This window comes from Nitrospirillum iridis (genome assembly GCF_014205765.1).
In the GTDB taxonomy this organism is placed as follows: domain Bacteria; phylum Pseudomonadota; class Alphaproteobacteria; order Azospirillales; family Azospirillaceae; genus Nitrospirillum; species Nitrospirillum iridis.
Genome location: NZ_JACIIZ010000011.1, coordinates 78,529 through 94,228 on the forward strand (window position 1 = coordinate 78,529; position 15,700 = coordinate 94,228).

Here is a 15,700-nt window from a genome sequence, read left to right on the forward strand (position 1 = left end):
CGGCATGAAGCAAGACGCTATCTCCATCGCCCTTGAGGCCGCCGACCTGGCCGGTGCCCTGTCGGCCGCCACCGCCCACGTGCAGAAGGCGCCGACCGATACAGGCGCCCGCTATCTGCTGGCCGAGCTGCTGTGCGTGGCGGGCCAGCTGGAACGCGCGGACAACCAGCTGTCGGTGGTCCTGAACCAGGACCCGGGCTCCATGGTTCCGGTGTCGCTGCTGCGTCAGCTGATCCGGGGGGAAACGGCCCGTCAGGACTGGTACCGCGCCGGCCGTCCGCCGGACTTCCTGACGGAGGTGTCGCCGGCCGCCCGCCTGCATCTGGAGGCGGGCGTGAAGGCTCGCGCCGGGGACGGGCAGGGGGCGGCCCAGGTCCTGGCGGAGGCGGAAGCCCTGCGCCGGGCCCACGCCGGCCAGCACAAGGGCGCGGCCTTCGCCGACTTCCGCGACCTGGACGATGCCTGTGGCGGCCTGCTGGAGGTGCTGAGCGCCGACGGCAAATACTTCTGGGTGGATTTGGCCGATGTGCTGGGCCTGGACTTGGCCCCGGCCAAGCGCCTGTCTGACCTGGTGTGGCGGCCCCTGCGCCTGAGTTTACGCGACGGCACCGCCGGCAGCCTCCACCTGCCCATGATCTACGCCGGCGGCGGTGGCGATGGCCTGACCGACCAGCACCGCCTGGGCCGCCTGACCGACTGGGTGGAGCGGGATGGTGCCGTCCTGGGCCGGGGCCAGCGCTGCTTCCTCGTGGGGGAGGAGGCGGTCGGTGCCGCCGACCTCACGACCGTGCGCTTCGACGCGGCGCGGACGGATGTGGAGGCCGCGTAAGCCATGCCAGCGCCCCAGCCCATGACCATCGTGCCGTCCGTCCTCGACCGGTTGCTGCAGCCGGTGGAAGGCCCGACCGCGCGTGGTACCGGCTGGAACGCCGCCCTGTCACAGCTGAAGAACTCCATCCGCCGGGATCTGGAGGCCATGCTGAACACCCGCCGCCGGCCTGGCAAGCTGGGGCCTGAGGTGGGGGAGGTCGCGCGCTCCGCCCTGCAGTACGGCATTCCTGACTTCACCGCGTTGAACATGGCGGCGACCGAGCGCCAAACCGCTTTCGGCCGCGCGCTGGAAGTCGCCATCCGCGAGTTTGAGCCGCGGCTGTCCGGCGTGGCCGTCACCCTGCTGAACGGCGGTCGCACCCTGGACCGCACCTTGCGCTTCCGGGTGGAGGCGGTCATCCGCCTGGATCCGGCGCCGGAGCCCATCGTCTTCGAATCCGTGCTGGACCCCGTCAGCCAGACCTTCCTGATCAAGGGCGACCCCCATGCCTGACACCTTCCTGTCCTTCTACAACCAGGAACTTGCGGCCATCCGGCGGGCGGCGACCCGCTTCGCGGGTGAGCATCCCAAGGTGGCGGGCAACCTGCGCATCAGCCCCACCACGGTGGACGACCCCCACGTCGCCCGCCTGATCGAATCCTTCGCCTACCTGACGGCGCGGGTGCGGCAGAAGCTGGACGACGACTTCCCGGAACTGACCGACGCGCTGCTGGGCACGCTCTACCCCCACTACGTGACGCCGCTGCCCGCCATGGCCATCGTGCAGATGAAGGCGGCGCCGGAACTGACGGGCAGCTTCACCGTCCCGCGCGGCGCCGCGCTGGAGACGGAGGCGGTGCGGGGGGAGCCCTGCCGCTTCCAGACCACCATGCCGGCCGAGATCTGGCCGGTGGAGGTGACGGCGGCCAGCCTCGCGGCACTGCCGGCGGCGGCCCCGCTGGTGGCGGCCACGCGCCAGGCCAAGTCGGTGCTGCGCCTTAAGATCAGTTGCACCGCCCCGGGCCAGAGCCTGACCGACCTGGGCGTGGATCGCCTCCGCCTGTTCCTCTCCGGCCCCCCGGAACTGGCCTACACCCTGCACGAACTGCTGCTGAACAACGTCGTCGGCATGGCGGTGGTGGAGGATGTGAACGACCCCAACCCGGTGGAGCTGGACCCCGACCATCTGACGCCGGTGGGATTCGAGCCCGAGGACGGCATGGTACCCTATGGCGCGCAGTCCTTTCTGGGCTACCGCCTGCTGAGCGAGCTGTTCGCCTTTCCAGAGAAGTTCCTGTTCGTCGATCTGCGCGGCCTCAGCGCCCGGTCCTTGCGGGGCGTCGGCCAGCATATGGAGGTCTACCTCTATCTCGATCGTGTCTGGCCGGAAGGGGAGCGGCTGGTGCGACCCCAGGCGTTCGCGCTGGGGTGCGCGCCGGTGGTCAACCTGTTCCGCCAGTCGGCGGAGCCCATCATCCTGGGCCATGATGCCACGGAGTATCTGGTGCAGGCCGACGCCCGCCGGCCGGAGGCGCGCGAGATCTACGCCATCGAGCGGGTGCGCGCTTCCTCGCCCCGGGGGGAGAAGGCCGAATTCCTGCCGCTGTACGGCAACCACCACGGCGCCGACCCCGCCCGGCGCCAGCATTTCTGGCATGCCATGCGCCGCCCCCGGGGCGGGCGCGACCGCAGCAGCGAGATGTACATCTCCCTGGTTGATCTGGGCCTCAACCCCAATGCCCCGCCCGACTGGACGGTCAGCGTGGAAACGCTGTGCTTCAATCGTGACCTGCCGGCGCAACTGCCCTTTGGCGGCGGCCATCCCCGCCTGCACCTCAGCGAGGGTGGGCCGGTGGGCGCCGTGACCTGCCTGACCCCGCCCACGGCCGTGGTGCGGCCAGACACCGGCAACGGTGCCCGCTGGCGCCTGATCTCCCACCTTAACCTCAACCACCTGTCACTGATGGACGGCCAGGGTGGGGCAGCGGCCCTGCGGGAGTTGCTGAAGCTCTATGACCTCAAGGACACGCCGGAGACGCGGGCCATCGTCGAGGCCGTCACCGCCATTGGTTATCGCCGGGCCACGGCGCGGGCGCCGCAGGCCGACTTCGCCGCCCTGTGCCGGGGGGTGGATATTGACCTGGTGATGGATCCGGAACGGGCGGGCGCCATGGGCGTCTACCTGCCGGCGGCGGTGTTGGAGCGCTTCTTCGCCCTTTATACCTCGATCAATTCCTTCACCCGGCTGACGGTGCGGGCCAAGGGGCGCAGCGAGGCGCTGGCCCGCTGGGGCGCCCGCATCGGGGCGAAGGTGACGGCATGAACGCCATCGTGCCCACCCCGCCCCTGATGGGACCGCCGGCGCTGATCGACCTGCTGCGGCAGGAGCCCTTCCGCTTTGATCTGTTCCGCGCCATCCAGCTGCTGGAACGGCAGTTCGGTGGGGCGGAGGAGGATGAGCTGCCCATCCGCTTCGCCGCCAACCAGTCGCTGTGTTTCCCGGCGCATGAGATCCAGCGCCTGCACCTGCCGCGTTTGGCGGACGCGGGGGCGGAGCCGGCACGGCTGGACCTGAACGTCATGACCCTAACGGGGCCGGTCTCGGCCCTGCCACAGGCCTATACCGAGACGGCTATCCGCAGCCTGCGCGACCGCACACCCGGCTTCGCCGCCTTTCTTGACCTGTTCAACGACCGCATTGCCACCCTGCTGTTCCGGGCCTGGCGACGCTACCGCCTGCCGGCGCTCTATGAACATCGCGGGCTTGAGGGTGGCGATGCCGCCACCTCCGCCCTGTTCGGCATCGCCGGCTTCGGGACCGGTCACCTACGTGGGCGGCTGTCGGTGCGGGACGAGGTGGCCGTGTTCTACGCCGGCCTGTTCAGCCAGCAGCCGCGGGCGGCCATCTCGCTGGAACGCCTGTTGGCCGACGCGTGCGGCCTACCGGTGAAGGTGGAACAGTTCGCCGGCCGCTGGGTCGCCATCCCGGCGGAGGAACAGACCCGCCTTCGCCTCAGTGCAGGGAAAGGCGGCGATAAGACTCCGACCTACAACCGGTTGGGCGTGGACGCCGTCGCCGGGGCCCGCATGTGGGATGTGCAGGGCCAGTTCCGCATCATCCTGGGCCCGCTGACGCGGCGCCAGTTCATGGACCATCTACCCGGCCGCCCCGGTTTGCGGCGCCTGGTGGAACTGGCGCGCCTCTATACCGGGCCGGAGCTGGGATTCGACGTGAAACTGGTACTGCACCGGGAGGAGGTACCGCCCTGCGCCCTCGACGGGCGGGAGGGGACGGGGCCTCGCCTGGGTTACGACAGCTGGCTGGCTTCGCTGCCCATGTTGACCGATCCGGATGACGCGGTTATCAGTACAAAAGACATTGATTGGAGATAAGTTATAATATAAAATCTGAAAAGGGGATTTGTATTAATGTAATGTTACGTAAACGGCAAAATAACTGTCGGCGCATTAGATATTATTACTATTGGGTAAGTTCCAATTTGGTTTCCAGTTTTATTTTTCAGTCGTGCCATCGGCGGGCCTGGGGCGGGCGGTGGGATCGAGGAATACGTCAACCAAAAGCGCGGGTCTTGATATGGATTCGATGGATCTAAGGACGTTGGTCGATGGGTTGGACGCTGTGGCCCGGCGGGCGCTTGAAGCCGCAGCTGGCGGTGCCATGGCCAAAACCCACTATGAGATCGAGATCGAGCACTGGCTGCACGCCTTGCTGGACCGGCCGGACACGGGCCTGTGTCCGGCCCTGCCCAAGGTGGGCCTGGCGGCGGAGGCGCTGGAGCGCGCGTTGGACCGTGGCCTGGCCCGCTGCCGCACAGGCAGCAGTCGGGCGCCCGCCTTCTCGCCCCGCGTTGTGTCGCTGTTGCGCGAGGCCTGGTTCCTGGCCACCCTGCGTTTCAAGGATGGCACCGTGTCGCCCTTGCATTTGCTGGCCGCCCTGGTGGCGGACAAGAACGGCGCGCTGGCCTTCGGCGACTTGGCGGCGGCGCTGGAGGCCATCGATCCCCAGGCGCTCGACGCCCTGATCGAGGCGGAAATGCCGGCCGCCGGCGCCACGGGCGATGCGTCGCGGGCCGCCAAGCCCGGCGGACGCACGCCCAACCTGGATGCCTACACCATCGACCTGACGGCGGAGGCGGCCCAGGGCCGCATCGACCCCATCACCGGCCGGGATGCCGAGGTACGGCAGGTGATCGACATCCTGACCCGCCGGCGCCAGAACAACCCCATCCTGGTGGGCGAGGCCGGCGTGGGCAAGACGGCGGTGGTGGAAAGCCTGGCGCTACGTATCGCCGCGGGCGAGGTGCCGCCGGCCCTGCGCGAGGTTACGATCCGCACCCTGGATCTGGGCTTGCTGCAGGCCGGCGCCGGGGTGAAGGGGGAGTTCGAGAACCGCCTGAAGGGTGTGATCGATGAGGTGAAGGCCGCCCTCAAGCCCATCATCCTGTTCGTGGACGAGGCGCACACCCTGATCGGCGCTGGCGGCCAGGCGGGGCAGGGCGATGCCGCCAACCTGCTGAAGCCCGATCTGGCGCGCGGCGCCTTGCGCATGGTGGCCGCCACCACCTGGGCGGAATACAAGCGCTATATCGAACGGGACGCGGCCCTGGTCCGTCGTTTCCAGCCGGTGAAGGTGGATGAGCCGGACGAGGCCACGGCCATCGCCATGATGCGGGGCCTGGTCCCCACGCTGGAAAAGCACCATGGCGTCCGCATCCTGGACGCGGCGGTGCGGGCGGCCGTGCATCTGTCGCACCGCTACATCACCGGCCGCCAGCTGCCCGACAAGTGCGTCAGCGTGCTGGATACGGCATCCGCCATGGTGGCCATGAGCCAGGCCGGGCGGCCGGAGGCGCTGGACGCCGTGATGCGCGAGGCCGAGGGGTTGGAGGCGGAGAAGGCCTCGCTGTTGCGCGAGACGGCGCTGGGCGCCGACCACGACGCGACCGTCACCGTGCTGGACAACCGCCTGGCCGACGCCCGGCTGCGGCAGGAAGATCTGAACTGGCGCTGGGCGGAGGAGCGGCGGCTGATCGATGAGATCGTCGGCGTGCGCGGCGCGCTTGAAACCAAGATGGGGGGTATGCCCGGCGGTGACACCGACGTGGCGGCCCTGCGCGGCCGGCACGCCCGCCTGCACCAGGACCTGGCGGATTTCCAGGGGGAGCGGCCGCTGATGCATCACGACGTCACGGCGCAGGCGGTGGCGGAGGTGGTGGCGCGCTGGACCGGTATTCCCGTGGGCCGCATGCTGTCCAGCGAGATCGAGACGGTGCTGGGCCTGGAATGGCGTCTGGGTCAGCGGGTGGTGGGGCAGGATGACGCCCTGCACCTGATCGCGGACGTGCTGCACACCGCCCGTGCCGGCATCGCCGACCCGCGCAAACCGCCCGCCATCTTCCTGCTGGCAGGCCCCAGCGGTGTCGGCAAGACGGAGACGGCGCTGGCGCTCGCCGACATGATGTATGGCGGGGAGCAGAGCCTGACCGTCATCAACATGTCGGAGTTCAAGGAGGAGCATAAGGTCTCCCTCCTCATGGGCTCGCCCCCGGGATATGTCGGCTATGGCGAGGGCGGCATCCTGACGGAGGCGGTGCGCCGCCGGCCCTACGGCGTGCTGCTGCTGGACGAGATGGAGAAGGCGCACCCCGGCGTGCAGGACATCTTCTACCAGGTGTTCGACAAGGGCGTGCTCCGTGACGGCGAAGGCCGTGACATCGACTTCCGCAACACCACCATCCTGATGGCGTCCAACGCCGGAGCCGACCTGCTGACGGCGCTGGCCGCCGACCGCGAGACCCTGCCGGACCTGGCCGGCCTGAGCGCCGCGCTGCACCCGGAACTGTTGAAGCACTACAAGGCGGCCTTCCTGGGCCGGGTCACGGTGGTGCCCTACCTGCCGCTGACGGCCGAGCGCCTGCGCGACATCGTGGGCCTGCAGCTGGACCGCCTGCGCCAGCGGGTCGACCAGACCTATGGCGCCGCCTTGTCGGTGTCCAGCGCGGTCATTGAGCGGCTGGTGGCCCGTTGCGGCGAAAGCGACGTGGGCGCCCGCGCCATCGACCATGTGCTGTCGCGCAGCCTGATGCCGGCGCTGTCGAAGCGCCTTCTGGAAACCTTGGCCGCGCGGCGCGCCGTCGCCGCCGCGACCGTCGATTGGGATGACGAGGCCGGTGATTTCCGGATCGACATCCAAACGGTGCCACTGGCCGAGAGGCCAATGGTGGAGTCGGCCGGGAGGCCGATGGTGGAGTCCGCGGCGGACTAGAGCCGCCAAGGTCGCGCCGCGGACGAGAGCCGCCAGGGATCACCCCGGCGCACCATTCCCCCGTACCGGCCGCTTGCCGCAGGCAGGCCCGGTGCACAGACGCAGACCCGCGTTCAACCAAAGTCCATGAAGTGAGGAGAACCACGAATGCCCATTTACCTGCAGATCGACGGCATCGCCGGCGACGCCACCCAGCAGAACCACCAGCAGTGGACCGACATCAAGACCCTGCAGTGGGGTGTCACCCGGTCCATGAACACGCTGGCCGGTGCCACCGCCAATCGCGAAGGGTCAGAGCCGTCGGTGCGTGAGGTCGTGCTGACCAAGACCAGTGACAGCTCCTCGGTGAAGCTGTTCTCCCAGGCATGCAGCGGCCGTTCGGGCGTGACCGCCAAGATCCACATCGTCACCAGCGGCAACCCGGGCGACACCTATATCGAGTTCACCCTGACCAACACCCTGATCTCCTCCTACAACATCTCCGCGTCCAGCGACCGGCCGGAAGAGCAGATCGTGCTGAACTTCACCAAGGTGGAGATGAAGTACACCCCCTACGACAGCCAGCACAACCCGCAGTCCCCGATCATCGCCTCTTACGACTTGGCCACCACCAAGTCGGCTTGATCGGCGCCATCCTGGATGGGCGAAGTCGCCCATCCAGGATGGTATTCAGCATCCGAATATTGGTGAAGCCGACGCTCCGCACCCGGGAAGATGAGCATCATGGACCCTCAGCGCTATTCCAAGATCAACACCCAAGCCAGCCGTGTGCTACACGACGATCATGAACTTTGGGTTTTTGAATTAGAAAAGCTGCTGGATCTGAAAGAGGATCTAAGAAGGGCCACGGAGTTCAATGACGGGCTGAAGGAACACCACGACACCGACGCTGTCTCATTGGTACAGCTTGCGCAATCGGGGAAGCAGGCCGCTCAGCAGATAAAGCTGCTAGGGGTTCTGGGGATGGCGTACGTCAAGACGGCGTTGGATGGAAAGCGCTACATCATTTTCAAAGGATATGCCGGGGCGCGGCCCATTCTGAACGGCACGCGATACGCGTTGGAGAACCCGAAGGTATCCTGTTTCGTCGTTGGCGGACATGAGTTGATCAAGGATGGCGTTAAGGCGACGCGTGTCGCCATCATCGCCTTTGTCGCCATAGATATCGTCAAGGAAGTGCAGGCGGATCATTTCTGCCTTTCCCGTCTGCTGGTGCACGTTGCCAGTGATGTGCTCCAGGCGGTCGTATCAACGGCCATCGGGATCGGGGTAGGCGTTGCTGCCGGCGCGGTCGTGGTAGCCTTGGGCGCGGCTGCGGCGCCTGTCGTCATTGTCTATGCCATCACGGTAGGTGTCGGATTCTACGCTTCCATGAAATTGTCGGAGTGGGACAGGGAGTACCGCCTCACGGAACGCCTCGTCGAAGCTGCGACGGCATGGGAAGAAAAGATGAAGGCACAAGCGTACAGTACGGTGTCCGCATTCGACCATGCCATCAGGTCTGTTGATAAGACCGTATCCGATGCTTATCAGTCCGCTATTCAGGCGTATGGAGTGACGATCAATATTTACCGCCTATGGCAATCTCTGGAGGATGTCCGGCGATTAAATTTAGTGGCGCGATAATTTTACAATCGTATTTGATATCTTCGCCAGGAATGTTTAGGAATTCATGACATGATTGCCGCAAGCATTTCCCAAAATAGATCACCAAATAATATCTCCATGAGAACATGGTATTTATATGTATTTGAATTGTGGCTGATATTTTCAGTTTTTTCCATTTCTGGGGATTTGCCGGGTATAGGAAAATTTCACGAGGAGCACAAATACATAATATTTAATAAGCATGCGTTTGTTTTTTTCGCCGGTCCATTCATATATGGTCTCAGAATTGCAATGTTCGTGGCCATTTTTAGGAAATTCAAACGACCAAACCCCATAGAGCTATGGATTGTGAAAATATCGGTGGCGTTATTTTTTTTGACGTTATTTGGCGGTTACTTTCTTGGTGGCATCTGGGCATCTGCGAATGGTTACCGGGAGTGTTTTAAAATTGAAGACCGGCATCCTTACTATTTTTTTGTTCCTAAAGATAAATCCTGCCCGACCGCGCCAAGCCGAGACGATTTCCTGAATGGTTACTCCGTTCAAGAGAAATACGGCCCTGAGCGATAGGGACGGGAAAGCGGAGATTTGGGCATGAGAGGGCGCGGAGTGCCCATCGCCGCCCAGTCTCGGCGAATATCTGCATCCGGAAGACAGTCGACGGCGGTAGATGCCGCCTCCTACGAAAATACAAGAATGGGTGAAACGCCATGGCGGTCGTCCTGAGCAGCGATTGGGGTCCCTATCGCAACGAAACCGAGGCCGCAGCTTGTCTGTGCGCCTATGTCGACAAGGTCTGCGGGCCGGGCGTGGGAATTTCCTGGGCCACCAACGGCTATGTCTACCCCCTGCGCGGGCCGACGCGGGACGCCGGCGGCTTCGGCGACGTCTTTGTCTTCCAGTGGAGCCACATTCCCACCCCGCCGGCGAAGCATCTGCCACCACCTGATTTCTGGCACCGGGTGAAAGGCTTCATCGAGCGCTGCATGGAGGCGCAGGGCAAGGCGGCGTTGGCCGAGAGCCAAGCCAACTTGGCCATGGGCCAAGCGATGGGCCGCGTCATCGACCGCATGTTCACTTCGCACCGCGATGACGGTGTTGGCGTGGCGCTGGACGTGCTGTGTGTTGTCGCCTCGTTGGCCCTCATACCCACAGGGCTGGGGGCCTTGGGCATCGCCGGCCTCATCGGTGGCGCCATGCTGCTTGGCATGGACGGCACCGCATACGCCATGGAACTGGCGGGTAGCGATGAGAGCGCTGAGGACTTCAAGAAGCAAACAGAAGCCTGGCGTATTGTGGCCACGGTCATGACCCTGCCGGATATCGTTGTCGGTGGGCCGAAGGCCTTGAAAGAACTGGCTGAGGCGCGGGAGCTATTGCAGGCGGACATGACGACCGCCCGGACTGCCGAGACTCTGGCCGCCAGGACCGCCAACGGCTCGCGGGCGGAGCGATATGCGCAAATCGCCGAACGCGCCAATTTACGGACACAAATTCGTGCCAAGCAAATCCATGCGGCCATGTCACTGGAGGTTGCCCCCCGTGCGGCTGGGGTTGGCTCCGGCTTTTTGTTGATAAGGGAAGAGATATTGGGCGATGAGTCGGCACTGCATGAAATTGCCCGCCGCCTTCAGGTTCACAGCGTTTCGGTGCATCGATGATTATGGACACGTCCCGAGTGCCGGCTTGGCGTAAACCGACGCCAGGGTATTACGCGTCGCTGGGCTTCGCGCTTGCTGGAATGGTGTTCGTCGCGACCAGTTTGGCGGGCTCGCTGCAAATCCGGGCTCATGCCGACGCGTTCAGTATCATCAATCCGGTTGGCCTGCCGGTCATGCTGTTCGTCTGGTTTTTGCTGTATGCGTTCCGGCTGATCTTCTGGGGACGCGTTCCGGCACAATCACAGAATCTGATCCGCACGCTACTGACACTGGTGCTGTGTGCGGAGGTGATCGCTGCCGTCATCGCCTTGCTCCTGGCGATGACGCAGCCCGATGGCGATCCCGTGGGTGGCCAAGGTCGGGAAATCATGGTGATCTTTTTCACCGTATTTGGGGGCTTGTGCCAGATCGGAACCGTTGTCTGGTTGCTTCGCTATCGCAAAGAATAGTGGGTAAAGCGATGCCGCAATGATGACAACGTACACCCGATCCATCACCGCTTGGCGCCGCCCGTCGCCGGGTTATCTGCTCCATCTGGCATTGGCGGCGGTGGCCATCACCTTCCTGGCCATCGGCCTGGATGGCGCGCTCAAGATCCGGGCGCAGGCCGATCCCATGGAGGCTATGGACGGCGTGGGGCTGGTGGGGTTCCTGTTCAGCTGGTTGCTCGTCTTCGGTTTTCGGTTGATCTTCTGGGCGCGCGTTCCGGCACAATCACAGAATCTGATCCGCGGGCTACTGACACTGGTGCTGTGTGCGGAGGTGATCGCTGCCGTCATCGCCTTGCTCCTGGCGATGACGCAGCCCGATGGCGATCCCGTGGGTGGTCAAGGTCGGGAAATCATGGTGATCTTTTCCACTGCGTTTGGAGGCTTGTGCCAGATCGGAACCGCTATTTGGCCGGTCCGCTGCCGTAGGAAATAAAACCTCTCCATCCAATGAATTCCAGGTCCTGGTTGAGCCCGGCTCCAGGGCACCGGGGTCGTCGTTTTGACGGCCGACGGCCGCCCGTGTTCCACCAACCGCCGCCTAAGGCCGCGAGCAGGGTCACCCGTGTCCCTGAAGGGGGCCTCTGAGGTGAGGCGGCGGCCAGCGTGGCGTGGCGCTGTTAGTCCACCTGGGGGCCAGACCTTCCCCCCGCCGGTGGTCGCCCCCCAAAACGTCCAAGGCGCCGCTGACGGATGCCGACTGGGTGAAAAGGTTGAAGGCGCCTGGCGTCATCCGTGCCGGTGCGTTCCGGGACTCCCTCCACCGCGTGGCGGCCCCCCCCTCAGACTGTGGCCAGAGGACGCCCTCACCGGCCCTCAGCTTATCCCGCGCCTGCCGCAGGGCGGCTTCGCGGGCTTGACGACGATGAAAGCATTCTCGACCAAGATGCCCTGGATGTTGCCTGCGGTCAGTCGCGGCCGGCCGAACAGGGGGCTGTCGCCCATGCCCAAGACGTCAAAGAACTGGTCGGTGCCGTCATGCGGCTTTGCCAGGGCGCCTCCGGAATAATGGGGAACGGCGGAATTGACGCCGGGTATATTAATCATAGCCCTTTTGGGTTTACGGGGCGGCGGCGGATCAATGATCGCGCTTCGCACTGGGCCGTGTCCGTGACCAAGCCAAGTCGCGACGCCCTGGACAGCGAGCGCCGGGCTTGGGGGCATTGCGCCATAAACCCTTGAGACCAAACAGCCCGTTTGCCAATGGAAGGGTGCGCTTTTCGGACCATATGGCGCATTGGCGCATACGTGTGTCAATGACGACTTGGTCCTTGCTAAATGTGAACCGCATATGTGTAGTGATGACGGAATTTGTCCCTTTCCCGGGACGATGGCGCGGTCTGTCTAAAATATTTAGTTGGGGGAGGTGGGGGTATGGTTAACGAAGAGGTGAGTTTTCTAAGAAGAAGTAACTTAAATCAGTTCTATGCACTTGACGCTATTCTGAACACGGCCTCAATCACGGAGGCCGCTACCCGTATGCACATCAGTCAACCGGCGATGAGTCTTGCCCTTAAGAAGCTGCGGGAACATTTCAGTGATGAGCTCGTCGTATACAATAATGGCCTGAGGCAAATGACGGCGCTGGCGGAGGCCCTGCGCCCTCGTGTGCGCCATCTGCTGAGGGAGGCGGAGGGCGTGTTCGGCACGACCCTAAGCTTTGATCCGGCGACGGACCGGAGGACCGTCCACATAGCGGCGCCCGACATGGTGGAGATCACCTTCCTACCGCGGGTTATTCGGCGCCTTCAGAAAGAAGCGCCGGGCGTGGATATCCACCTTGCCACATTCCAGTATGTGAATGCCGAAATTTTGCTCGAGAAAGATATAGACCTGGTGATTGTTCCTGAAAATCTTGAATCAAATAATCTGTTGAAGGCCCATTTATTTTATGAAGGGCTCTCTTGTATGGTTTGGAAAGATAATCGCGCTATCGACAATAACATAGGCCGGGAGACTTACTTGTCAGGCCGGCACGCGGCGATGTTCAATTCGATGGAAATATTGGGCCATTTGAATGCCGAGGCATTGGACCTTCTGGATCGCCGTGACGTGGCCGTCCGCACTGCCCGTTATGCGATGCTGCCCAATATCGTGATTGGCACCGATTTGATCGTCACGACCATCTCGAGGTTCGCGCAATTCTTCGCCAGCATAATGCCGCTCAAGGTCCTGCCAGCGCCTTTCCCGGAAGAATACACCTCCATCACGATGCAATGGCATCCCCATCGGGACCAGGAACCGCTCATGCGGTGGCTGGTATCCGTCATACATGACGAAGCGTCGCACTTCGCCCTTCATAAGTTAAAGTAATACGGGCATTGCCAGAACTGATTTGTCAATGTGCCCACATTCCCCCAACCTAATTTACAGCTTCTCACGAAGCCACCGCTGACGGCCCCTGAAACAGAGGCGATTGGCGGGACGTCAAGAAAATGAATTCGGGCAGACGTGCACGATTCCTTAAGGAATCGAACGTCATAACAACAATAATATTCAGCATGCATAAGACTGTAGTCAGGAATCACTTGTGATTCCGGCAACGCTGGCGGCTGACAGAACAGGAGCAGGGGAATGAAGAGCTGGGACCTGTTGGCCGGTGTTTCGGCCATTGCGACCCTTGTCACGGCGTTGCCGGCGGTGGCGCAGAATGTGAGCATCAGCGTGCCGTCGATGCCAATGGAACAAGCGCTGAAGGAGATTGAGCGGCAAGCCGGACGTCACATCGACTATGACCCGGATGCCGTCCGCGGTTTGGCGTCCGTGGCCGTGGTCGGCGCCAAGGACGAGAACGATGCCATTGAAAAGGCCATCGCGGGCACCCGCCTGGTTCTGATCGATGGCAAAGACGGCCCCACCATCATCAGCTTCATCGTCGTCATGGCGCACCGCGACGAGGCCGAAACCAGCCTGCTGGTCCGCGACGCTTCCACCTCCAGCCGCAGCGGCGCGTCCCTGCGCGAGCAGGCCCGCAACACGACGGTCATTTCCAGCAAGCTGATGGAAGATCAGCAGGCGCAGAGCGTGACGGACGCGCTTCGCGACGCTGGTGGCGTCATCCCGAACTTCGCCACCGTCCAAGGCGGCACCAGCTACAGCGTCCGCGGCTTTGGCAGCACCGGCTTGACCAACGGCCTCTCTTCCTCCGTCGGCAACAGTTCCATCGCGGGGGCGTCGCAACCGGTGGCGGGATTGGAGCGCGTCGAAATTCTGAAGGGGCCGGACGCGCTGCTGAATGGCTCCTACAGCCTGGGTGGCACCGTCAACTTGGTGACCAAGAAGCCGACGGCGGATCCCTTGCTGAACGCTTCGCTGGAATATGGCAGCTATCAGACACGCAAGGGCACGATCGACGCCTCCGACGCGCTGAGCGATGACGAGAAGATAAGCGGCCGCCTCATCCTGTCTGGCGCCGACGCCGACCGCAACGTGCAGCATTACCGGGGGGACACGAATTACCTGGTGGCCCCCAGCTTGCGCTACAAGGACGGGAAGACCGACGCGATCCTGAGCGCCCAGATCTACGAGCAAAATACCGGCGTGAACCCCTATACCTACATGTATAAGGGGCAGATCGCCCCGGTGAGAACGCAGCCCATAGGCCCCGCCGACGCCGGCTTCAACGCAAGTGACAAGGAAGTCACCTATTCGGTTGAACACAAGGCGACCGACTGGCTCACCATCGTCAGCCGCGGGCAATACCAGAACCAGGACCTCAGCTTCGGGCTGTACGCGCCCTTCGCCGTACTGGCGCCCACGACCCTGCTGATTAACAATGGGCATGACGAGCAACGCAACAGGACCTGGTCGCTGGATGACTATGCCAGGCTGAAATTCGATACGCTTGTCATCAATCACAACATCAACATTGGTTATAGTTTCGTTCAGACGCATGACGATGCGCTGGATTCTTCGAAGTCGAGTTTCTTCCCCTTCAGTTTGACGACCGGTGTGGTCAAACCCATACCGTCCATCGACGAAACGTCCTACAGCCTGGACTATAATGAACGGGCGTTTTACTTTCAGGATATCATGACATGGGGGGCGGCACACCTGATAGGCGGGGTGCGTCAGAATTCGTTCGATAGCACCAGCCACATTCCAAAGCAACCAGTCAGCGAGTACTCCGCCTCATCGTCAGTACCAAGCTTTGGCGCGGTGTACGACATAACCGCTGATTTGTCGTTGTTCGGTAACTATGCGCTTGGTTACATCCCGAATTTTTCCCTGGATTATACAAAGAACCGGCTGCCCGACATCACTTCCAAGAACCTTGAGGGCGGCTTGAAGCTGTCCATGATGGATCAGAAGTTGGAATTGGTGGCGTCGGTCTTCCGCCTGCAGCAAAGCAACGTCGTGATTTCCGATCCGGCCCATCCCGGCTATTACATCTCCACCCAAGGCCAGGAAAGCAAAGGCGTCGATCTCGATTTGCGCGGCACGATCCTGCCCGGCTGGACGGTCGTTTCCACTTTCACCTACAGCAAGTTTGATCAGTTGACCCGCAAGCTTGGTGCCTATGTGGCGGGCCAGCCGCGCGTCAAGTACAGCCTCTATACGTCCTATACCCAGCCGGTAGGCGAAGACTTGAATCTGACCCTGTCGGGCGGGCTGTATGGAAACTCCGGTTCCTATCTGAATAACAGCGGGACGGAAAAAGTCCCGGACGCCAAGCAGTTCGATATTAATGTCATTGGCGCCTATAAATCTTGGCAGCTCAATGTGGGTGTCAAAAACCTGTTCGACCGCCGTAACTACGGTGTGTCGACTGTCGACAGCTACATTCCTGTTCTGGAATCATGCACCTGGCATGCCACCTTGTCCTACAAGTTCTTCTAACTCACCG

14 protein-coding genes are annotated in these 15,700 nt (G+C 62.9%); 13 read left to right on the forward strand and 1 reads right to left on the reverse strand.

Features of this window, described 5'->3' with window-relative positions; translation table 11 throughout:
- Nucleotides 1–4 precede the first annotated feature (4 nt).
- From FHS74_RS18850 to FHS74_RS18900, 11 genes are all read left to right on the forward strand, one after another.
- Nucleotides 5–829 carry a type VI secretion system accessory protein TagJ gene (locus tag FHS74_RS18850; protein ID WP_184803480.1) on the forward strand — a complete coding sequence of 275 codons (825 nt, stop codon included), beginning with the start codon at nt 5–7 and terminating at the stop codon, nt 827–829.
- A gap of 3 nt (nt 830–832) precedes the next feature.
- A complete protein-coding gene (gene tssE, locus FHS74_RS18855; RefSeq protein WP_184803482.1) occupies nt 833–1,324 on the forward strand; it encodes a type VI secretion system baseplate subunit TssE in 492 nt (163 codons plus the stop codon).
- A complete protein-coding gene (gene tssF / locus FHS74_RS18860; RefSeq protein WP_184803489.1) occupies nt 1,317–3,134 on the forward strand; it encodes a type VI secretion system baseplate subunit TssF in 1,818 nt (605 codons plus the stop codon). The genes tssE and tssF overlap by 8 nt, the downstream gene beginning before the upstream one ends.
- Nucleotides 3,131–4,204: a type VI secretion system baseplate subunit TssG gene (gene tssG / locus FHS74_RS18865; protein WP_184803491.1), complete on the forward strand. Its 1,074-nt coding sequence runs from the start codon at nt 3,131–3,133 to the stop codon at nt 4,202–4,204. Before tssF ends, tssG begins: the two co-directional genes overlap by 4 nt.
- 211 nt (nt 4,205–4,415) lie before the next feature.
- A complete protein-coding gene (gene tssH / locus FHS74_RS18870; RefSeq protein WP_281384671.1) occupies nt 4,416–7,097 on the forward strand; it encodes a type VI secretion system ATPase TssH in 2,682 nt (893 codons plus the stop codon).
- Nucleotides 7,098–7,244: 147 nt separating this feature from the next.
- Nucleotides 7,245–7,721, forward strand: coding sequence for an Hcp family type VI secretion system effector (locus FHS74_RS18875; RefSeq protein ID WP_184803495.1), 477 nt, complete (start codon nt 7,245–7,247; stop codon nt 7,719–7,721).
- Nucleotides 7,722–7,811: 90 nt separating this feature from the next.
- Nucleotides 7,812–8,723: a hypothetical protein gene (locus FHS74_RS18880; RefSeq protein ID WP_211106405.1), complete on the forward strand. Its 912-nt coding sequence runs from the start codon at nt 7,812–7,814 to the stop codon at nt 8,721–8,723.
- A gap of 51 nt (nt 8,724–8,774) precedes the next feature.
- On the forward strand, nt 8,775–9,275 hold the full coding sequence (locus FHS74_RS18885) for a hypothetical protein (protein ID WP_184803499.1): 501 nt from the start codon (nt 8,775–8,777) through the stop codon (nt 9,273–9,275).
- A 140-nt stretch (nt 9,276–9,415) separates the two neighbouring features.
- Complete coding sequence (locus tag FHS74_RS18890; RefSeq protein ID WP_184803502.1) at nt 9,416–10,366, forward strand: hypothetical protein; 951 nt, start codon at nt 9,416–9,418, stop codon at nt 10,364–10,366.
- Between the two features lie 17 nt (nt 10,367–10,383).
- Nucleotides 10,384–10,815 carry a hypothetical protein gene (locus FHS74_RS18895; protein ID WP_184803504.1) on the forward strand — a complete coding sequence of 144 codons (432 nt, stop codon included), beginning with the start codon at nt 10,384–10,386 and terminating at the stop codon, nt 10,813–10,815.
- Between the two features lie 19 nt (nt 10,816–10,834).
- The gene (locus FHS74_RS18900; protein ID WP_184803506.1) at nt 10,835–11,290 is read left to right on the forward strand and encodes a hypothetical protein; all 456 of its coding nucleotides are present in this window, start codon (nt 10,835–10,837) and stop codon (nt 11,288–11,290) included.
- Nucleotides 11,291–11,670: 380 nt separating this feature from the next.
- Here FHS74_RS18900 and FHS74_RS18905 read toward each other — a convergent pair whose 3' ends face one another.
- A complete protein-coding gene (locus FHS74_RS18905; protein WP_184803508.1) occupies nt 11,671–11,952 on the reverse strand; it encodes a hypothetical protein in 282 nt (93 codons plus the stop codon).
- Nucleotides 11,953–12,228: 276 nt separating this feature from the next.
- Here FHS74_RS18905 and FHS74_RS18910 point away from each other — a divergent pair, with 276 nt between their 5' ends.
- Both FHS74_RS18910 and FHS74_RS18915 read left to right on the forward strand, forming a co-directional pair.
- Nucleotides 12,229–13,167, forward strand: coding sequence for a LysR family transcriptional regulator (locus FHS74_RS18910; RefSeq protein WP_184803510.1), 939 nt, complete (start codon nt 12,229–12,231; stop codon nt 13,165–13,167).
- Between the two features lie 261 nt (nt 13,168–13,428).
- Nucleotides 13,429–15,693 carry a TonB-dependent siderophore receptor gene (locus FHS74_RS18915; protein WP_184803512.1) on the forward strand — a complete coding sequence of 755 codons (2,265 nt, stop codon included), beginning with the start codon at nt 13,429–13,431 and terminating at the stop codon, nt 15,691–15,693.
- The last annotated feature ends 7 nt before the right edge of the window (nt 15,694–15,700 follow it).